Source organism: Roseibium alexandrii DFL-11 (genome assembly GCF_000158095.2).
Lineage (GTDB): Bacteria > Pseudomonadota > Alphaproteobacteria > Rhizobiales > Stappiaceae > Roseibium > Roseibium alexandrii.
On sequence record NZ_CM011002.1, the window covers coordinates 4,475,821 to 4,492,573 of the forward strand.

At 55.7% G+C, this 16,753-nt stretch carries 16 protein-coding genes; 5 read left to right on the forward strand and 11 right to left on the reverse strand.

Going from position 1 to position 16,753, the window contains the following annotated elements; all coding sequences use genetic code 11:
* Positions 1–62: 62 nt before the first annotated feature.
* Positions 63–1,694 (reverse strand): acyl-CoA synthetase, encoded by a 1,632-nt coding sequence (locus SADFL11_RS20755; RefSeq protein ID WP_008190725.1) that lies wholly within the window; start codon positions 1,692–1,694, stop codon positions 63–65.
* Positions 1,695–1,781: 87 nt separating this feature from the next.
* Positions 1,782–2,546, reverse strand: coding sequence for a sulfite exporter TauE/SafE family protein (locus SADFL11_RS20760; protein ID WP_008192987.1), 765 nt, complete (start codon positions 2,544–2,546; stop codon positions 1,782–1,784).
* Between the two features lie 167 nt (positions 2,547–2,713).
* Here SADFL11_RS20760 and SADFL11_RS20765 point away from each other — a divergent pair, with 167 nt between their 5' ends.
* Both SADFL11_RS20765 and SADFL11_RS20770 read left to right on the forward strand, forming a co-directional pair.
* Positions 2,714–4,621 carry a propionyl-CoA synthetase gene (locus tag SADFL11_RS20765; protein WP_008195132.1) on the forward strand — a complete coding sequence of 636 codons (1,908 nt, stop codon included), beginning with the start codon at positions 2,714–2,716 and terminating at the stop codon, positions 4,619–4,621.
* Positions 4,622–4,756: 135 nt separating this feature from the next.
* A complete protein-coding gene (locus SADFL11_RS20770; RefSeq protein WP_040451031.1) occupies positions 4,757–5,548 on the forward strand; it encodes an SDR family NAD(P)-dependent oxidoreductase in 792 nt (263 codons plus the stop codon).
* A 42-nt stretch (positions 5,549–5,590) separates the two neighbouring features.
* Here the strand turns inward: SADFL11_RS20770 and SADFL11_RS20775 are convergent, their stop codons facing one another.
* Entirely contained in the window at positions 5,591–7,378 is a 1,788-nt protein-coding gene (locus SADFL11_RS20775; RefSeq protein ID WP_040451030.1) for an ABC transporter transmembrane domain-containing protein, read from the reverse strand.
* 319 nt (positions 7,379–7,697) lie between these two features.
* Here SADFL11_RS20775 and rpmE point away from each other — a divergent pair, with 319 nt between their 5' ends.
* On the forward strand, positions 7,698–7,922 hold the full coding sequence (gene rpmE / locus SADFL11_RS20780; protein WP_008196026.1) for a 50S ribosomal protein L31: 225 nt from the start codon (positions 7,698–7,700) through the stop codon (positions 7,920–7,922).
* Positions 7,923–8,050: 128 nt separating this feature from the next.
* Here the strand turns inward: rpmE and rcdA are convergent, their stop codons facing one another.
* Both rcdA and SADFL11_RS20790 read right to left on the reverse strand, forming a co-directional pair.
* Positions 8,051–8,593, reverse strand: a complete 543-nt coding sequence (gene rcdA, locus SADFL11_RS20785; RefSeq protein ID WP_008195268.1) for a protease adaptor protein RcdA — start codon at positions 8,591–8,593, stop codon at positions 8,051–8,053.
* Positions 8,594–8,997: 404 nt separating this feature from the next.
* A complete protein-coding gene (locus SADFL11_RS20790) occupies positions 8,998–9,195 on the reverse strand; it encodes a DUF1192 domain-containing protein (protein ID WP_008195307.1) in 198 nt (65 codons plus the stop codon).
* Positions 9,196–9,334: 139 nt separating this feature from the next.
* Between SADFL11_RS20790 and SADFL11_RS20795 the strand changes: the two genes are divergently transcribed.
* Both SADFL11_RS20795 and SADFL11_RS20800 read left to right on the forward strand, forming a co-directional pair.
* Entirely contained in the window at positions 9,335–10,339 is a 1,005-nt protein-coding gene (locus SADFL11_RS20795) for an NAD(P)H-quinone oxidoreductase (protein ID WP_008190959.1), read from the forward strand.
* Between the two features lie 154 nt (positions 10,340–10,493).
* Complete coding sequence (locus SADFL11_RS20800) at positions 10,494–11,240, forward strand: DUF1013 domain-containing protein (protein ID WP_040451029.1); 747 nt, start codon at positions 10,494–10,496, stop codon at positions 11,238–11,240.
* Between the two features lie 139 nt (positions 11,241–11,379).
* Here SADFL11_RS20800 and SADFL11_RS20805 read toward each other — a convergent pair whose 3' ends face one another.
* The 6 genes from SADFL11_RS20805 to SADFL11_RS20830 form a co-directional block, all read right to left on the reverse strand.
* Complete coding sequence (locus tag SADFL11_RS20805) at positions 11,380–11,763, reverse strand: GFA family protein (protein ID WP_040451028.1); 384 nt, start codon at positions 11,761–11,763, stop codon at positions 11,380–11,382.
* A 61-nt stretch (positions 11,764–11,824) separates the two neighbouring features.
* Entirely contained in the window at positions 11,825–12,859 is a 1,035-nt protein-coding gene (locus SADFL11_RS20810; RefSeq protein ID WP_008188981.1) for a peptidoglycan -binding protein, read from the reverse strand.
* Between the two features lie 6 nt (positions 12,860–12,865).
* Positions 12,866–13,855 (reverse strand): flagellar motor protein MotA, encoded by a 990-nt coding sequence (locus SADFL11_RS20815; RefSeq protein WP_040451027.1) that lies wholly within the window; start codon positions 13,853–13,855, stop codon positions 12,866–12,868.
* A gap of 168 nt (positions 13,856–14,023) precedes the next feature.
* Positions 14,024–14,830: an inositol monophosphatase family protein gene (locus SADFL11_RS20820; protein WP_008191746.1), complete on the reverse strand. Its 807-nt coding sequence runs from the start codon at positions 14,828–14,830 to the stop codon at positions 14,024–14,026.
* A 66-nt stretch (positions 14,831–14,896) separates the two neighbouring features.
* Complete coding sequence (efp, locus tag SADFL11_RS20825) at positions 14,897–15,460, reverse strand: elongation factor P (RefSeq protein WP_008196321.1); 564 nt, start codon at positions 15,458–15,460, stop codon at positions 14,897–14,899.
* 157 nt (positions 15,461–15,617) lie between these two features.
* The gene (locus SADFL11_RS20830) at positions 15,618–16,751 is read right to left on the reverse strand and encodes a tetratricopeptide repeat protein (protein WP_134853101.1); all 1,134 of its coding nucleotides are present in this window, start codon (positions 16,749–16,751) and stop codon (positions 15,618–15,620) included.
* Positions 16,752–16,753: the final 2 nt, after the last annotated feature.

The following is a 16,753-nucleotide window of genomic DNA, read 5'->3' on the forward strand; positions in this document are numbered from 1 at the left end:
CCTTTGGAAATTTCAACGCCGCGCGATTTGTGCGGCGTTTTTTATTGCTTAGTAGACTTTGCTCATAAGGCTTTCGCTTGCTCCCGCAGGGCAAACTTCTGGATCTTGCCGGTCGAGGTCTTCGGCAGGTCACAAAACACAATTTTCCTGGGTGACTTGAAGCTGGCCAGGTGTTCTTTGCAAAAGGCCATCAGCTCGTTTTCCGTGGTGTCTGATCCTGATTTCAACTCAACAAAGGCGCAGGGCGTTTCGCCCCACTTTTCATCCGGACGGGCCACCACCGCCGCAGCCTGAACATCAGGATGTTTGTAAAGAACATCTTCGACTTCGATAGAGGAAATGTTCTCTCCACCCGAAATTATGATGTCTTTAGACCGGTCTTTCAATTGGATGTAGCCGTCCGGATGCATCACACCAAGATCGCCGGAATGGAACCAGCCACCTTTGAAGGCTTCATCTGTCGCGTCCTGATTTTTCAGGTAGCCTTTCATAACGACATTGCCGCGGAACATGACCTCGCCGATGGTTTGGCCGTCGGCTGGAACGGGCTCCATGGTCTCTGGGTTGAGGACCTTGAGATCTTCGAGCGCAACGTAGCGAACACCCTGCCGCGCTTTTTTCTGAGCTTGTTGTTCAAGAGGCAGCGAATCCCATTCGCCCTTCCAATCATTGACCACTGCCGGGCCATAGACTTCAGTCAAACCATAAAGGTGGGTCACGTTGAACCCGGCGGTTTTCATCGCTGCCAGAACGCTTTCCGGTGGGGGCGCTGCAGCGGTGAAGAACTCAACCTCACGGTCCAGATCGCGCTTGTCGTCGCCGGCATTGAGCAGTGTCGACATGATAATCGGTGCACCGCACAAGTGAGTCACGCCTTCATCTGCGATCAGATCCCACATGGCTTTTGGCCGGACCCAGCGCAAACACACATGCGTCCCGGCGACAATAGATAAGGACCAGGGAAAGCACCAGCCATTGCAATGGAACATTGGCAATGTCCAAAGATAGACAGGATGCTTGGCCATCGAAGCGGTGATAACGTTTGCTTGGGCCAGCAGGTAGGCGCCGCGATGATGGTATACGACACCTTTGGGATTTCCAGTGGTGCCGGATGTGTAATTCAGCGTGATGGCATCCCATTCATCATCGGGGAGGGACCAAGTGAACTCCGTGTCTCCGGATTGAAGGAAGTCCTCATAATCCAGTGACCCCAACTGCTCGCTATCCTGCGGGAATTCGGGGTCTGAATAATCGATCACGGTCGGTTTGACGGTGGCCAGTTCCAGTGCTTCTTTCATGACGGATGCATATTCTCGATCCGTAATCAGGACCTTGCAGTTGGCGTGATCGAGCTGGAACGCGATGATCGCAGCATCAAGTCGTGTGTTGAGGGAATGCAGGACGGCTTTTGTCATCGGCACACCGTAGTGGGCTTCAAGCATTGGCGGGACATTGGGCAGCATCACGCTGACGGTGTCTTCTTTTCCAATGCCGTGTCTGCTCAAGGCCGATGCGAGTTGTTTCGAGCGCTTGTAGAACGTCCTATAATCAGTCCGCTGTTTGCCGTGGATGATCGCCGTGTGATCTGGAAACACATCTGCGGCTCGCGCCAAAAAGCTCAAGGGGCTCAGCGCTGCATAGTTAGCGTCAGTCTTGTCCAGTCCTTTTGCAAAGGGGCTAACTGTCGCGTCCATGATATTCCTCCCAATCGTCTTTGTCCGGTATCAAAGCCGGAAAAGTCTTTGGGAGCAATGCAACAAAGGGTGTTTGTGGTACTGCAGTCAGGCAAGCAGTCCGGCGAGCCCATCGTATGTCAATTTTGCGCCGATTAGGCCCATAACGACATAAATGATGGTGTAAAACGTTTCCGCCTTGATGATGCGGACAAGACGCACACCGGCCAGCGTGGCAACAAGTGCGACCGGGAACAGAACCGCCGATGTTGTAAGGTTCGTCGTATCAAATTGTCCGAGAAAGAAATAGGGGATGACCTTTACCGCGTTCACCGTGGCAAAGAAGATCACCGCTGTCCCGGCGAACAACATCGGTGCCAGTTTCAGGGGCAGCATATACATCTGAAACGGCGGGCCGCCCGTGTGGCTGATGAAGCTTGTAAAACCAGCGACCGCTCCCCAGAAAGATCCTTTCGGTATGTTGTGGCTGAGCGCCGCAGCCTCTTTTCTACGTTTGAAAACGTAGTCGGCGACAAACGCCAGCGAGATCACCCCGATCATCAGCGTGACGAATGTATCATTCACGTAAGCAGCAGTGCCCCAGCCGATACCGATCCCGAGCATTGCTGCCGGCAGCAAAATAGCCAGGCTGCGCCAATCTGCTTTGCCTTTGTAAGCCATCAACGCAACGGCATCCATCACCAGCAGGATCGGCAACATGATCCCGGCGGCCTGAAGCGGCGAAATCACCAATGACATGATGGGGACGCCAAGCATGGCGAACGTTCCGCCGAACCCTCCCTTTGACAAGCCTACGCAGATTACGGCAGGGACAGCAGCTGCATAGAACCAAGGGTCGGTGATGAGAAGCATCAAAAATCACTGTTATGACGTGGAAAAAGGCGCTGCAAACAAGCACGACGGAGGGATTACGTAAAGGTCCGCTCATCGAATTGCTAAGTCAGTGACACTTGCTTTTCAAACCACACTTGCAACACACTCGCCAAAATCGATGAGTGCTGCTGTTTGGGAGGAAGACGATGGCAAGCCGGTATCATGACGTTTATCAAGGCTGGCATTCCGATCCGATGGGGTTTTGGAAAAATGCCGCTTCCGAAATTGATTGGATCAGCACGACAGACAAGGTCTTCGACCCCGATCAAGGTCAATTCGGCCGCTGGTTTCCAGATTGGGAATGTAACACCTGCTACAATTGCCTGGACCGTCATGTGGAGCGCGGCCGGCCCGGCCAACCGGCGCTCATCTACGACAGCCCGATCACTGGAGCGCAAGCAACCTACACCTACGCTGAGCTGCTCGAAGAGGTCGAGGCACTGGCGGCTGTTCTTCAGGACAACGGACTGGAGAAGGGAGATCGGGCAATCATCTACATGCCGATGATCCCGCAAGCGGTCATGGCGATGTTGGCCTGCGCGCGTCTTGGCGTGATCCACTCTGTGGTGTTTGGTGGCTTTGCAGCCAATGAACTTGCCACCCGGATCAATGATGCGACCCCTAAAACGATTATCGCAGCGTCCTGCGGGATCGAGCCGGGCAGGGTCATTTCCTACAAGCCTCTCATTGACGACGCTATCGGGCTGTCCACGCACAAGCCGGACAGCGTGTTCGTCTATCAACGTGAGGCTGAGATTGCCTCGCTGGTAGAGGGCAGGGACCATGATCTTGGCAAGCTGATGGAAGATGCGGTTGCCGCTGGCCGCCGTGTGCCGCCGGTGCCGGTCAAGGCGACCGATCCGCTCTATATTCTCTACACTTCAGGCACAACCGGGCAGCCGAAGGGCGTGGTCCGTGACAATGGCGGCCATATGGTCGCGCTCAAGTGGTCCATGTCGAACCTCTATGACATTCAGCCCGGCGAAGTTTTCTGGGCAGCGTCAGACGTGGGGTGGGTCGTCGGCCACAGTTACATCGCGTACGCACCGCTTCTTCATGGCTGCACCACGATTGTATTTGAGGGCAAACCTGTGGGAACGCCGGATGCAGGCACCTTCTGGCGTGTGATCTCTGAACACAGCGTCGCGTCCCTTTTCACCGCGCCAACTGCGTTCCGGGCAATTCGTAAGGAAGATCCGAACGGCGAGCTGATCAAGAAATACGATCTGTCGACCTACCGCTCTTTGTTCCTTGCAGGAGAGCGTGCCGATCCGGAGACGGTGAACTGGGCGATTGATCAGTTGCAGGTGCCTGTCATTGACCATTGGTGGCAGACAGAAACGGGTTGGTGCATTGTCGGCAACCCGCTCGGGCTGGGGGCACTTCCCGTCAAGCCTGGGTCGCCTACAGTTCCGATGCCCGGATACGATGTCCAGATTTTGGACGATGCCGGGCACCCGCTGGGTCCAAACACGCTTGGCAATATTGTTGTGAAATTACCATTGCCGCCCGGCGCATTTCCGACCCTCTGGAATGCGGACAAACGTTTCCATGACGCTTATCTTGCCGAATTCCCCGGCTACTACAAAACGGCGGATGCGGGTGTGATCGACGACGACGGATACCTGTCGATCATGGCGCGGACGGACGACATCATCAATGTTGCCGGACACCGTCTGTCAACCGGGGGCATGGAAGAAGTGCTGGCGACCCATCAGGATGTCGCCGAATGTGCCGTTATCGGGATTGCTGACAAGCTGAAGGGCCAATTGCCATGCGGCTTTGTTGTCTTGAAAGCCGGTGTGGATCGTGACCATGCAGATATTGAAAAGGAGCTGATCAAGCTCGTGCGTGAGAAGATCGGCCCGGTGGCGGCGTTCAAAATTGCCATCACGGTCGATCGATTGCCGAAAACCCGCTCTGGCAAAATCTTGCGTGGGACAATGCGTCAGATCGCCGATGGCGAAGAGTACAAGATGCCGGCAACGATTGATGACCCCGCAATCCTGGATGAAATCACCGATGCGCTGAAATCGCATGGGATTTCTGCATAAGCGGGAAAGTTGACGCAACTGGAGGTGTGCCAGGGGCATCGACAGACGTACTTTTCGGACTTATGGTCGGGCCGCCGCGAAGCGGCCCGTCGCATTTGCGGCGGTGTTTTTGTTAGCACAGCCGTGAGGTTTTCCGTGTCTTTAGAAAATAAAGTCGCCATCGTAACCGGCGCAGCCCGAGGTATCGGTTTTGCTGTTGCCAAGCGTTTTGTCATGGACGGCGCCAAGGTTGTGATTGCCGACGTTGATGATGAGGCTGGTGAAGCGGCTGTTGAAGACCTGAGCGGTCTCGGCACCGTTATGTACATCCACTGCAACGTTGCGGAGCGGCTGGATGTTCGCAATATGGTCGCCGAAACTCTGAATGCTTATGGCGATATCGATGTTTTGGTCAACAATGCCGGGATCGTTGTTGGAGCCGAGTTTCTTGATCTGGAAGAAGACGATTTCGACAAGGTCCTGTCGATCAACCTGAAAGGGGCTTTCCTGTGTTCCCAGGCGGTGGCCCGGCATATGGTCGAGAAGGTTGACAATGGCGGCGATCCAGGATGCATCATCAACATGTCATCGATCAACTCGGTGGTCGCGATCCCGAATCAGATCCCGTACTGCGTCTCCAAAGGCGGGATGACACAGCTGACCAAAACGACGGCTCTGTCTCTTGCGAAGTATGGTATCCGCGTCAATGCGATCGGACCCGGCTCGATCATGACCGAGATGCTTGCCTCCGTGAACAGCGACCCGGCAGCGAAAAACCGGATCATGTCGCGCACACCGATGCTGCGTATCGGGGAGCCATCGGAAATTGCAGGTGTCGCGGCCTTCCTTGCTTCTGAAGATGCCGGATACGTCACGGGTCAGACGATCTTCGCAGATGGCGGCCGGATGCCACTGAATTATACCGTAGCCGTTCCGGACGACGACTGATTATATCCGGTAGACTGGGTCAGAACGCAAAAGGGGTGGAAGCTAGACGGCTTTCGCCTCTTTTCCGTTTCCAAACTGCAAGTCTGCAAGTTTGGCGTAAAGGCCTCCGGCTGCACTCAATTGCTGATGTGTCCCGGTTTCAACGATCCGTCCCTCGTCCATGACGACGATACGATCCGCTTTCAGCACCGTGGCTAACCGGTGTGCGATGATCAGGGTCGTTCGCCCTTCCATCAATTGATCCAAAGCCCTTTGGACGAGTTGTTCGCTTTCAGCATCCAGGGCGCTGGTTGCTTCGTCAAGCAACAGCACAGGTGCCTGTTTCAACACGGCACGGGCAATGGCAATGCGTTGGCGTTGCCCGCCCGACAAGGTGATGCCGCGTTCGCCGACGAGTGTGTCGTAGCCATTTGTCATCGTTTCGATGAAAGGGGAGGCAAGGGCGGCCGTGGCCGCATTGATGATGTCCTGACGTTTTGCATCAGGAAGGCCATAGGCAATGTTCTCGGCGATGCTGGCGCCGAATACAGCAGTGTCCTGCGGAACCAGCGCAATGTTGCGCCGAAGTGCGTCCGGGTCGAGGTCACGCAGGTCCACGCCATTCATTCGAATGGCCCCGGATGTCGGGTCATAGAAGCGCATCAGCAGACTGAAAAGCGTGCTTTTGCCGGCGCCCGAGGGCCCGACGACCGCAACTTTCTCCCCCGGAGCAATGGTCAAGGTCAGATCCTGCACCACCGGCAGATTGCCCGCTGCTTGGTAAGCGAATGACATGTCCTCAAAACGAATTTCACCCCGTGGTGTGTCCGGCAGGGGAATGGGATTGAGAGGGGCCCGAATCTCGGGCGTGATCTCCAGAAGTTCGGAGAGACGTTCAGCGGCGCCAGCGGCCTGTGACAGCTCGCCCCAGACTTCGGACAAAGCGGCCAATGAACCGGCGGCGAGGATTGAATAAAGAAGGAACTGGCTAAGTTCTCCGCCGGTCATGCGTCCGGCAAATACGTCACTTGCGCCAATCCAGAGAACAGCAACGATGGAAGAGCCAATGACGAGGATGGCAAATCCCGTCAATGCGGCGCGGGCCGTGATGGCCTGGCGCGCAGCGGTAAACGCCGTTTCCACAGCAGACCGGTAAATCCCGGAGCTGCGGCTTTCGTGCGTGAAAGCTTGCAATGTCCGAACCGATCCGAGCATTTCCCCGGCATAGGCTGAGGCGTCCGCCAACATATCTTGCGCAAAACGCGAGCGCTTTCTGACCTTCCGGCCAAACCCGATGATCGGGATGAGTATGATCGGGATCGCGGCCAGCACAATGACCGACAAGCGCGGGCTGGTTACCACCATCATCACCGAGGCGCCGGTGAACATGATCGTGTTCCGCATTGCAAGCGACGCACTTGCGCCAAATGCCGCTTTGATCTGAGTTGTGTCTGCTGTCAGTCGGGACAGTATTTCGCCTGACTTTGCGCTGTCGTAAAATGATGGGCTCAGCCGGGTCATGTGGGCAAATACATCTGCCCGAACCTCTGCTACAACGCGTTCCCCCAGCCACATGACCAGGAAGTATCGGACAGAGCTGGCGCATGCGAGGGCGCATACCACCCCAATCAGAACAGCGAAGTAGGAATTGACCAGCGCCGGATCATCGGCGCCAAAACCAGAGTCGATCATGCGCCGGACGGCGGCTGGCAGTATCAATGTGATGATCGCGGCGGAGAACAGGGCAGCGAGTGCGGCCAGCACCATGCCTTTGTGCTTCAACAGGTACGGAAGCAGCCGGCTCAATGGGCGCAAAGACCTTCTGGGGTCAGAGGGGGCATTTGTTGTCATGTACTGCCTTGCGAAAACCGGTCTTCCAAAACTGTGTCTCAGCCTACTTAATTGGACAGGTGCGGTATGCCAATCCCGTATTGGTCTAACCGTAGGTTTCTACAGCCATGTATGCGGTGAAATGCTGTAGCGAATTTGTTTCCCGGAAATGTCCGGATTTGCGGGAAATTCGGTCTTGTCTTGTGCGCTGCCTTGGGGTATATCCCCGCCTCATGTTTCTAAGGGCGGCATCCGCAACTGGATCGGCGGCCCTTTATCTTGTTTGCGCTCCATAGCATTCTGACTAAAGATGGCTTGAAGGCGCTGGAAAGGACCGGTCATGAAAGCGGATATCCATCCCGACTACCACACCATCAAGGTCGTAATGACCGATGGCACCGAATTCACCACCCGCTCCACTTATGGCGCGGAAGGCGACACCCTGCAGCTTGACATTGACCCGACGTCTCACCCGGCTTGGACCGGTGGTGACCGTCAGTTGATGGACCGCGGCGGCCGCGTGTCCCGCTTCAAGAACAAGTTCGCTGGCTTCCTGGGTTCCTAAATCCGAGCTAACAGCGTGACTGTTCAAAACCCGGCTGAAAGGCCGGGTTTTTTGTTGCCTTGTTTTCTGGTGACAAAAAAGCCGCCCCAAGGGGCGGCTGAAAAGAAGAAAAACCTGAAGACGATCTATCAGCCGATTTTGCCGAAGGCTGCGTGAAGCTGGTTGATCTGAGATGCCACAGGGTTGTCGTTGTTCGCTTCTTCCTGCGGTGCGGCTTCTTCAGCCCTATAGAGCATCTTGTCGAGATGAACGACGCGCTCCTGCAGCCGGGTCGAACGTTCTACAAGATTGCGCAGGCTTTCCGGCAGGTCGTCCCAAGCCGGGCCGCCCATCGCACTGCTGAGTTTGTCGAGGCGGACTTTGTTTTTGTCACTGCCGGCTTGTTCATGGGACATCTCGCCTTCATTGACGGCGCGTTGCAGCAGCAGCCAGGATGCCAGCTGCATAAGGCGCGTTGTCAGGCGCATGGATTCAGTCGCATAAGCCAGCGAAGCCGGGCGTGGCAGTTTCTTGGCCTCTTCGCGCCCATCGCCATCAAGATATAGCGCTGTTTCTTCGACGAGGGACATGCCTTCCTGGAAGAGCGTCTGGAAGTTGTCGGAGCTAGCCAGATGATGCGCGATGTGCACGGCATCAGAAGAGCGGTCCATTGTCTTGATATCTTCCGTCATGAGCTTACTACGCCTCGGTTACTTATTCTGGTTGCCCGCGGTTTGTTGTCCCGTTTGTGTCACCTCTGGTCAGGTGTGCACATTTGGAACAGTGCGAGCACTTGTGTCCTTTACACAGCAATCTGTGTGCCAGATGCAGTCGCTTGAGCCGCGTTAACCAGAACTACCGCAGAGTACTACGCTCGAAGGGCAAAAAAAAGAGCCGCACGGCTGCGGCTCTAAGTCTTTAACAGGGAGGCGTCAAACAGAGTGGTCTGAACCACTCCTATCCAGATGACTGGATGCATAAATTTATAATTTGGAAAGATTAATGATTGGTAAATGAATAAAAACCTATTAAAGGCGTTAAGGATAAAAGGCGTCTATTTCGAATAAATTCATAATTTTTGCAGATAGTTACAAGGTTATTTTTGAAAGAATGCGTCTGCGGCATTGCGAATAGTGCTGCGTTGCTCTAGCGCCTCTCTTGTGCGGTTAACTTCCCGGGTTAATGCTTCGATCCGGTCCCGGAGTTCGTCCTCTGACAAGCGGCTCAGATCTTCGCCAACGGTAACCACATTCGGTTCCTGCTTTTTGGGGATATCATCGTCAAAGTGGCCCATGTCATATCTCCTGCCGGATCTGCGCGAATGGCAGCCTTGCTCACCCATGTTTGATCCTCATAAACTTGGCCATTATTTACCATAGAACCGGGACAAGCGCAGCCGTATGTCCCAATTTGGATCATAAGGACAGCTCCATATGCAGAATTTGCCGGACACCATGAAAGTTGTTGCGATTTCAGAACCGGGCGGACCTGAAGTTCTCATTTTGGAACAACGCGCCCTGCCGGACGTGGGTGAAGGTGATATCCTGATCCGGGTGGAGGCTGCTGGTGTGAACCGCCCCGATGTCCTTCAGCGGATGGGCGCCTATCCGCCGCCGAAGGGCGCATCGGATCTTCCAGGCCTTGAGGTTGCCGGTGAAGTGGTTGCTGTCGGGGCGGCCGTTAAGGGGCATTCTGCGGGTGACAAGGTTACAGCTCTTTGCCCGGGCGGAGGCTATGCGGAGTACTGTAAGGTGCCAGCGGGCCATGCCTTGCCGGTGCCAGCTGGTATGAGTGTATTCGAAGCGGCTGCGCTGCCGGAAACATTCTTCACTGTGTGGACCAACGTTTTCGACCGTTGCGGTCTAAGGAAGGGCGAGCGCTTTCTGGTTCATGGTGGGGCATCCGGAATTGGCACATGTGCCATTCAGTTGGCGAAGGCCTTCGGTGCTGAGGTGTTCACCACGGTCGGTTCGTCAGAGAAGATCGAAGCGGTGAAAGCCCTTGGTGCGGACCACGTCATCAATTACCGGGAACAAGCATTCGAGAAGGTCATCCTTGAGGTCACTGGCGGACAGGGTGTTGATGTCATCTTGGATATGGTTGGTGGTGATTATGTCGAGCGGAATTGGAAGGCTGCCGCCATTGAAGGCCGGATATGTCAGATCGCGACCCTGAACGGCGTTTCCCACGATGTGAATTTCTCACGCCTCATGGTGAAGCGGCTGACACACACCGGCACGACGCTGCGGCCGAGAGATGATGCATTCAAGTCTGCTATTGCCGATAGCCTCCGATTCAAAGTTTGGCCATTGATCGAATCAGGTCAGATCAAGCCGCTGATCGATTCCACCTTTCCGTTAAGTGAGGCCGCCGAAGCTCATCGGCGCATGGAAAGCTCTGGCCATATTGGCAAAATCGTCATGACGGTTGGATCCTGATACACTTGCCGGATTTGTGCGCCGTGGTGGTTCGCAAGATCATTTGCGTTTCCGCCGCGTTCAGCCTATATTCGCGCCAATTCCCATTAAATTGAAATGGAACACCGCTCTTCCGTCCTGCCGGCCGGGGGAGCAGACAAGAGGAATTTGACCGATGGCGAACACGCCGCTTATGCCGAAGGCAACTGCCGTCTGGCTCGTGGACAACACTGCGCTGAGCTTCACGCAGATTGCGACGTTCTGCAAGCTGCATCCGCTTGAAGTGAAAGCTATTGCAGATGGCGAAGCGGCCCAGGGCATCAAGGGTTTGGATCCGGTTCTGACCGGCCAGCTGACGCGTGAAGAAGTTGAACGCGCTCAGAACGACCCGAACTACCAACTCAAGCTGCATGGTTCTAAGGTTGTTGTTCCTGAAACCAAACGCAGGGGGCCGCGCTACACGCCGGTGTCCCGCCGTCAGGACCGTCCGAATGCAATCCTCTGGCTGGTGCGCAATCACCCGGAGCTGAAAGACGCGCAGATCATGCGTCTCGTTGGAACCACCAAGCCGACGATTGCCGCCATTCGCGACCGTACCCACTGGAACTCGGCGAACCTGACGCCCTCCGATCCGGTGACGCTCGGCCTGTGCAGCCAGCTTGAACTCGACATCGAAGTCGAAAAGGCTGCGAAGAATGCACCGCAGCCGATGGTAGGCGAGCCGGCAGAAACGCTGATGTCGGTTGATGATAGCACAAGCGAAGATGCAATTGCTGCTGCGTTCTCGCTCGATCCGAATACCGCGCCGAAGCGCGAGGAAGAAGAAGAGATCGATGTCGACGCCGTGTTCGCGAATCTGAATTCTCCAAAAGAAGCAGATGGCGATGACGAAACAGACGGCGACAGCTCGAACAAGCTCTAAGCGCTCGTGACAGCAACAATTCTTGAGCCACCGGGTGAGGTGTCATCCGGTGGTTTTTTGTTTTGCATGTCAGTGGTGGAAACCAATGCGGCCCGGCGTCTGTTTCTCTTCCTAACCTGCGACGAGGTGCGGACGTCGGCTAAAATTTCTGGATCTGTGGGGCGTCGTCGGTGATGTCATAGTAGTCACCTTTGTCTTTGACAAAGATATGTTTGCCAATTTCCAGCCCGGTCGGGCTCTCCAGACATCCGGCGGCTATTCCGATGCCATCTTCGGTGTTCATGCGGTAAAACAGGCTGGACCCGCAGAATTTGCAAAAGCCGCGTTTGGCAAAATCAGAAGACTCATACCAAGTCAGGCCTTCGTCAGTTGTGAACTGCAATTCCTCGAAAGGGGCGTGGGTCGACGCCCAAGTATGTCCGCTGGAGCGGCGGCATTGTCCGCAATGGCAGATCGTGACTGTTTTTCTAACTTCTGGGACTTCAAACCGGACTTTTCCGCAATCGCAACGACCTTTGAGCAATACTGCCTCCTGAAAATTTCCTTAAAGAACGGATTTCATAGATCGAGATGGGTCTAGCAGTTTAGCGCTCAGTTAGTTTCAGCTCAATCCGGCGGTTTTTCGCCAAAGCATCCGGCGTCTCACTTTCCTCCAGCGGTTGGAACTCGCCAAAGCCCGCAGCTACCAGCCGTTTTGGGTCGACACCCTTCTCAATGAGATACCGGACAACCGAGATGGCACGGGCTGCCGACAGTTCCCAGTTGTTGCGCAGGCGTCCAGTGCCGGAAAGCGGCCGGGCATCGGTATGACCATCCACACGCAAGACCCAGTTGATCTCATCCGGGATCTGTCCGCTTAATTCGAGGATTGCTTCCGCAAGCTTGTCCAATTCCTGCTGGCCTTCCGGGTTGATATCCTCAGAGCCTGAATCAAATAGCACCTCCGACTGGAAGACAAAGCGGTCGCCGACGACCGAAATGTCGGAGCGTTGGGAAAGGATTTCACGAAGCCTTCCGAAGAAGTCTGACCGGTAGCGCGATAGCTCTTGAACCCGCTGCACCAGAGCGGCGTTCAGCCGTCTGCCAAGGCTCGCGATTTTTGCCTGGCTTTCGGCTTCCTTGGCTTCAGAGGCTTCAAGCGCGGCATTTGCTGCTGCGATCTGACGGCGAAGAGCCGCAATTTGCTGGTTGAGCAGTTCGACTTGCGCCAAGGCCTCCTGGCTGACCTGACGCTCATCGTCGAGGAGATTCTCAAGTTGTGCTGCTCTGCCGCCGGCTGCCTCGGCATCTCCCGAGCTGCTTTCCAGAAGGCCGAGTAGGCGAGATTGTTCAGCTTCAGCGCTGCTGAGGCTGGCCTGAAGTCCAAGAATGGTGTCTTCCAGTTCGCCCGAGGAGGCGCGTTCCAGTGCGAGCAGCTCGGTCAGTTCGCTGATTTGGGCGTTCAGCCGGTTCAGAACCGTGTCGCGTCCGGACAGTTGCTGTGAGAGAAAAAACTGCGCGATCATGAAGATCGACAAAAGGAAGATAATAACCAACAGGAGCGTGGCCATCGCATCTACGAAGCCGGGCCAGTAGTCGGTCTGTTGGGCGCGGCGGCGCGATCTGAGGCTGCCAGCCATCCGCGATTACTCCTTCGCCCGGTCGAACGCGGCGGAGATTGAGGCCAGTAGACCCTCAATCCGTTTTTGTTGTTCGCCTTGAGATTCTGCCCAGTCGCGCATCATCTGCTGTTCGGAGCGCACATGTTTGACCAGACCCTGAATACCTTCGGCGAGGTTTGCCATGGCTTGGGAGGCGGTTTTGCTTCCGCCCTCTTCAACGCTTTTTTGCAAGGCAGAAATCGAAGCCTGGATCTGTTCGACGCCCGGGGAATCGCCGGAGGCAAACATACCGTCTTCCGGATCGATGTCCGTGACGGTTGATAGCCAGTCTTCCAATTCGTTGTAGAACCGGTTCTGTGCCTGACCTGCTTGCAGATCCAAAAATCCGAGGATCAAGGATCCCGTCAGACCGAAGAGGGATGATGAAAACGCAGTACCCATACCGGACAATGGGGCTTCCAAGCCAGCTTTCAGGTCCTCAAAGATGACATTAGCGTCGCCAGAGCCGACATCCAAGGACTGGATGGTCGCGCCAACCGAACTCACTGTTTGCAAGAGGCCCCAAAACGTCCCGAGCAGACCGAGAAAAACCAGCAGCCCGGTCAGATATCGGGATATTTCCCGGGATTCTTCAAGGCGCATGCCAATGGAATCGAGAATGGAACGAGCAATTGTCGGGGTCAGCGCCATGTCGCCGGATTTGTTGCCGAGCAGGGCTGCCATCGGTGCGAGCAGAACGGGAGACCGGGTGTCGAGCGCAGGATCTCCAATCCGGAAGCTGTTGACCCATGCAATTTCGGGAAACAAACGAATAACGCGGCCAAAAAGGAGGAGCACTCCAAAGGCGCCTACAAAGACAATCAGGCCGTTGAGGCCCGGGTTACTCATGAAAGCCGTCGAGACTTGCGGAAATAGAATGAAGGCAATGAAAGCGACGATCACCAGGAAGATGATCATGAACGTCAGATAGGCCCTCGGGCTCGACAGGCTGTAGGGGTCAAATTCACGTGCCATGTTTGCTGTCAATCACCATTCTGCAGAGGTCATTGATTGATAGCGTGATTTTTAACCTCTTGGAAACCGTGAATCGGCCCTGCAACCCCAATTAAATTTGGAAAGCACAAAAACCGGCAGGCCTCATTGGGCTGCCGGCAGATGACATTTGCGGGTGCATGTGGGGTATTAAGCTTGTTGCGGGGCCGCTGCTTTTTTAAGCAGGCGCAAGAGGTGCTTATGGGCATCCTCATTGCCGACCACAACATCGCCGGTCTCCAGCATCTTGGATTTGCCGTCTAGATCGCTGACGAAGCCGCCTGCTTCGCGGACCATCAACAGACCGGCTGCTATGTCCCAGGAGTTTAGGTCACGCTCCCAATACCCGTCGAGCCGGCCGGACGCTGTCCAGGCCAGATCGAGCGCTGCGGCGCCAGCCCGGCGAATACCCGCCACTTCCGGCATGATGTGGCGCAGCTCGCGCAAGGTACGGCCATGATCACCGCGTCCGATGAACGGCAAGCCGGTTCCGAACACCATCTCCGGCAGTTCCGTCCGTCCCGCAACGCGAAGTCTTCGGTCGTTGAGAAAAGCGCCGCGGCCACGTTCGGCGGTGTACAGCTCGTCCATGACCGGATTGTAAATCACCCCGGCAACAATCTCGCCGTTCCGCTCAAGCGCAATGGATGTTGCGAAAATCGGAATGCCGTGCAGAAAGTTGGTCGTACCGTCGAGAGGGTCAATGTGCCAGCGATGCTGACCGTCCGTTCCCTCAACTTCACCGCTTTCTTCCATAACGAGCCCGAAAGTCGGACGGGCCTTGGTCAGCTCGGACCGCACGATTTCCTCAGCCTTACGGTCGGCAGCCGAAACGAAATCTCCAGGACCTTTACGGGATACCTGCAGGTTTTCAACTTCACCAAAGTCGCGGACAAGGCTGCGACCGGCTTTGGTCGCGGCTTGAACCATGACGTTGAGGATTGCTGTGCGGGCCATGTTGTTTCACTTGTTGTTGGGCGCAACGGCAGACCCGCTGCGCCAGATGTTCAGCTAGCTGAGGCGTCAGTCTGCGCGCTTCACGTATTCCAGCGTACCGGTGTCGACGATAATCTTCTCGCCAGCGGTGATGAACGGCGGAACCATCACACGAACGCCATTTTCCATGAGTGCCGGCTTGTAGGACGAAGACTGGGTCTGGCCTTTTACCACCGCATCGGCTTCGCTGATCTCCAGCGTGACGTGTTGCGGCAGTGTGATGCCGATCGGGCGCTCTTCATGGAGTTCCACGGTCACCATCATGCCGTCCTGCAGGAAGGCGGCGCGATCGCCAACAAACTCTGTCTGCAATTCCAGCTGTTCGTATGTCTCTGTGTCCATGAAGATCAGCATGTCGTCTTGCGTGTAAAGGTACTGGAAGTCCTTTTGCTCAAGACGGACGCGTTCGACTTTATCTTCAGACCGGAAGCGCTCATTGAGCTTGCGGCCGTCGAGCAGGTTTTTCATTTCGACCTGTGCAAACGCACCGCCCTTACCAGGCTTTACGTGTTGAACCTTGACGACGGCCCACAGGGTTTCCTGATGCTGAAGCACGTTGCCCGGCTTGATTTCGTTACCGTTGATTTTCATGGAACGACCGATTTTTGATTTGTCTGGATCTTGTACGGCGCAAAAATCAGTTCAATAGACCGCGCCAACAAAGGATTGCGCCTGTCCACCATAAATGCTCGCTTCTTTCAAGGAAAAAAGCGAGCTCCGGCCACAAACATTCGGGCAATTGCCAGGATTACGGAGAGTTCAGGTACGATTCGTCCGATGGTGCCATCAAGGTCGCGGAATACTGCTCCGCCAGCTTTCTTGCAGCAGCAAGCGTCTCGTCGTCCAGGGTCCCGAAGATGCCGTCCAGTGTCGGGTCGGACACTCCAAGTGTCCGGGCAATGAGATGCCATCCGGCAGCCGCAGCATTGTCATGCTCGCGCCCGCGGCCATAGGCATAGACCCGGGCAAGCCGGTTCATGGCGACGGGGTTTCCAGCAGTTGCTGCGCGTTCAAACCAATCGGCAGCTTCGCTTTCATCGGGATCTACGCCGCGGCCCTGAAACCGGAGAATGCCGTAGTAGACTTGCGCAAAGGTATGACCTCTGCGGGCAGCGCGCCCCATCCAGAAGGCGCCTTTGCCAGGATCATTGAGACCGTCACCGGATTCAAGGTATGCCAAGGCGAGTGTGTATTGCGCTTCAGGGTCGTTGAGTTGAGCAGCTTCTTCGAGAAGTTCCCGTGCCTTTTCCTCATTGTAAGGCCGCCCTTCGCCCTCCTTGTAAAGGATCGCAAGATTATAGAGCGCGGATGGATTGTCCGCTTCGGCAGCTTGTTCGAAGAGTTCGGCCGCCTTGGCCTTGTCCTGGGGTATGGCATCGCCGAGCAGATATAGTTGCGCGAGCTGAAGCGCAGACCCATTGTCGCCTTGTGCCGCTGCAAGACCATACCAGTCTGCAGCTTTTGCCTTGTCCTGCTTGATACCAAGCCCTGCCTCGTGGAGAACACCCAACAACGCTTGCGCGGATCGGTCGCCGTTCTCCGCGAGGGGCGTTGCCAGAGCCAAAGCGGTCAAATGCCAGCCCCGCTGGAAGGCGCTGTAGGCTGTGTTTGAGGAAGCCGTTTCCCCATCGGCCAGAGACGGGGGGCCAGAATCGATCAGGCTGGCAATGGTCTTGTCCCGTGTCGTGACATCGACAAGTGCAGGAAGTTTCGCAGTGCCTGGGGCTTCAACTGCCGAGATATCTGCCGCCGGTGTTTCCGCTTGTGCGGATGCGGCAGAAGGTAATCCAAACAAAGCGGCAGACACGAATGCTGCTGCTGTAGTTTGCCGAACCACGGGGGTGGTGATCAGTTTATCCATGGCCGGTTTGAGACCTCTCATAC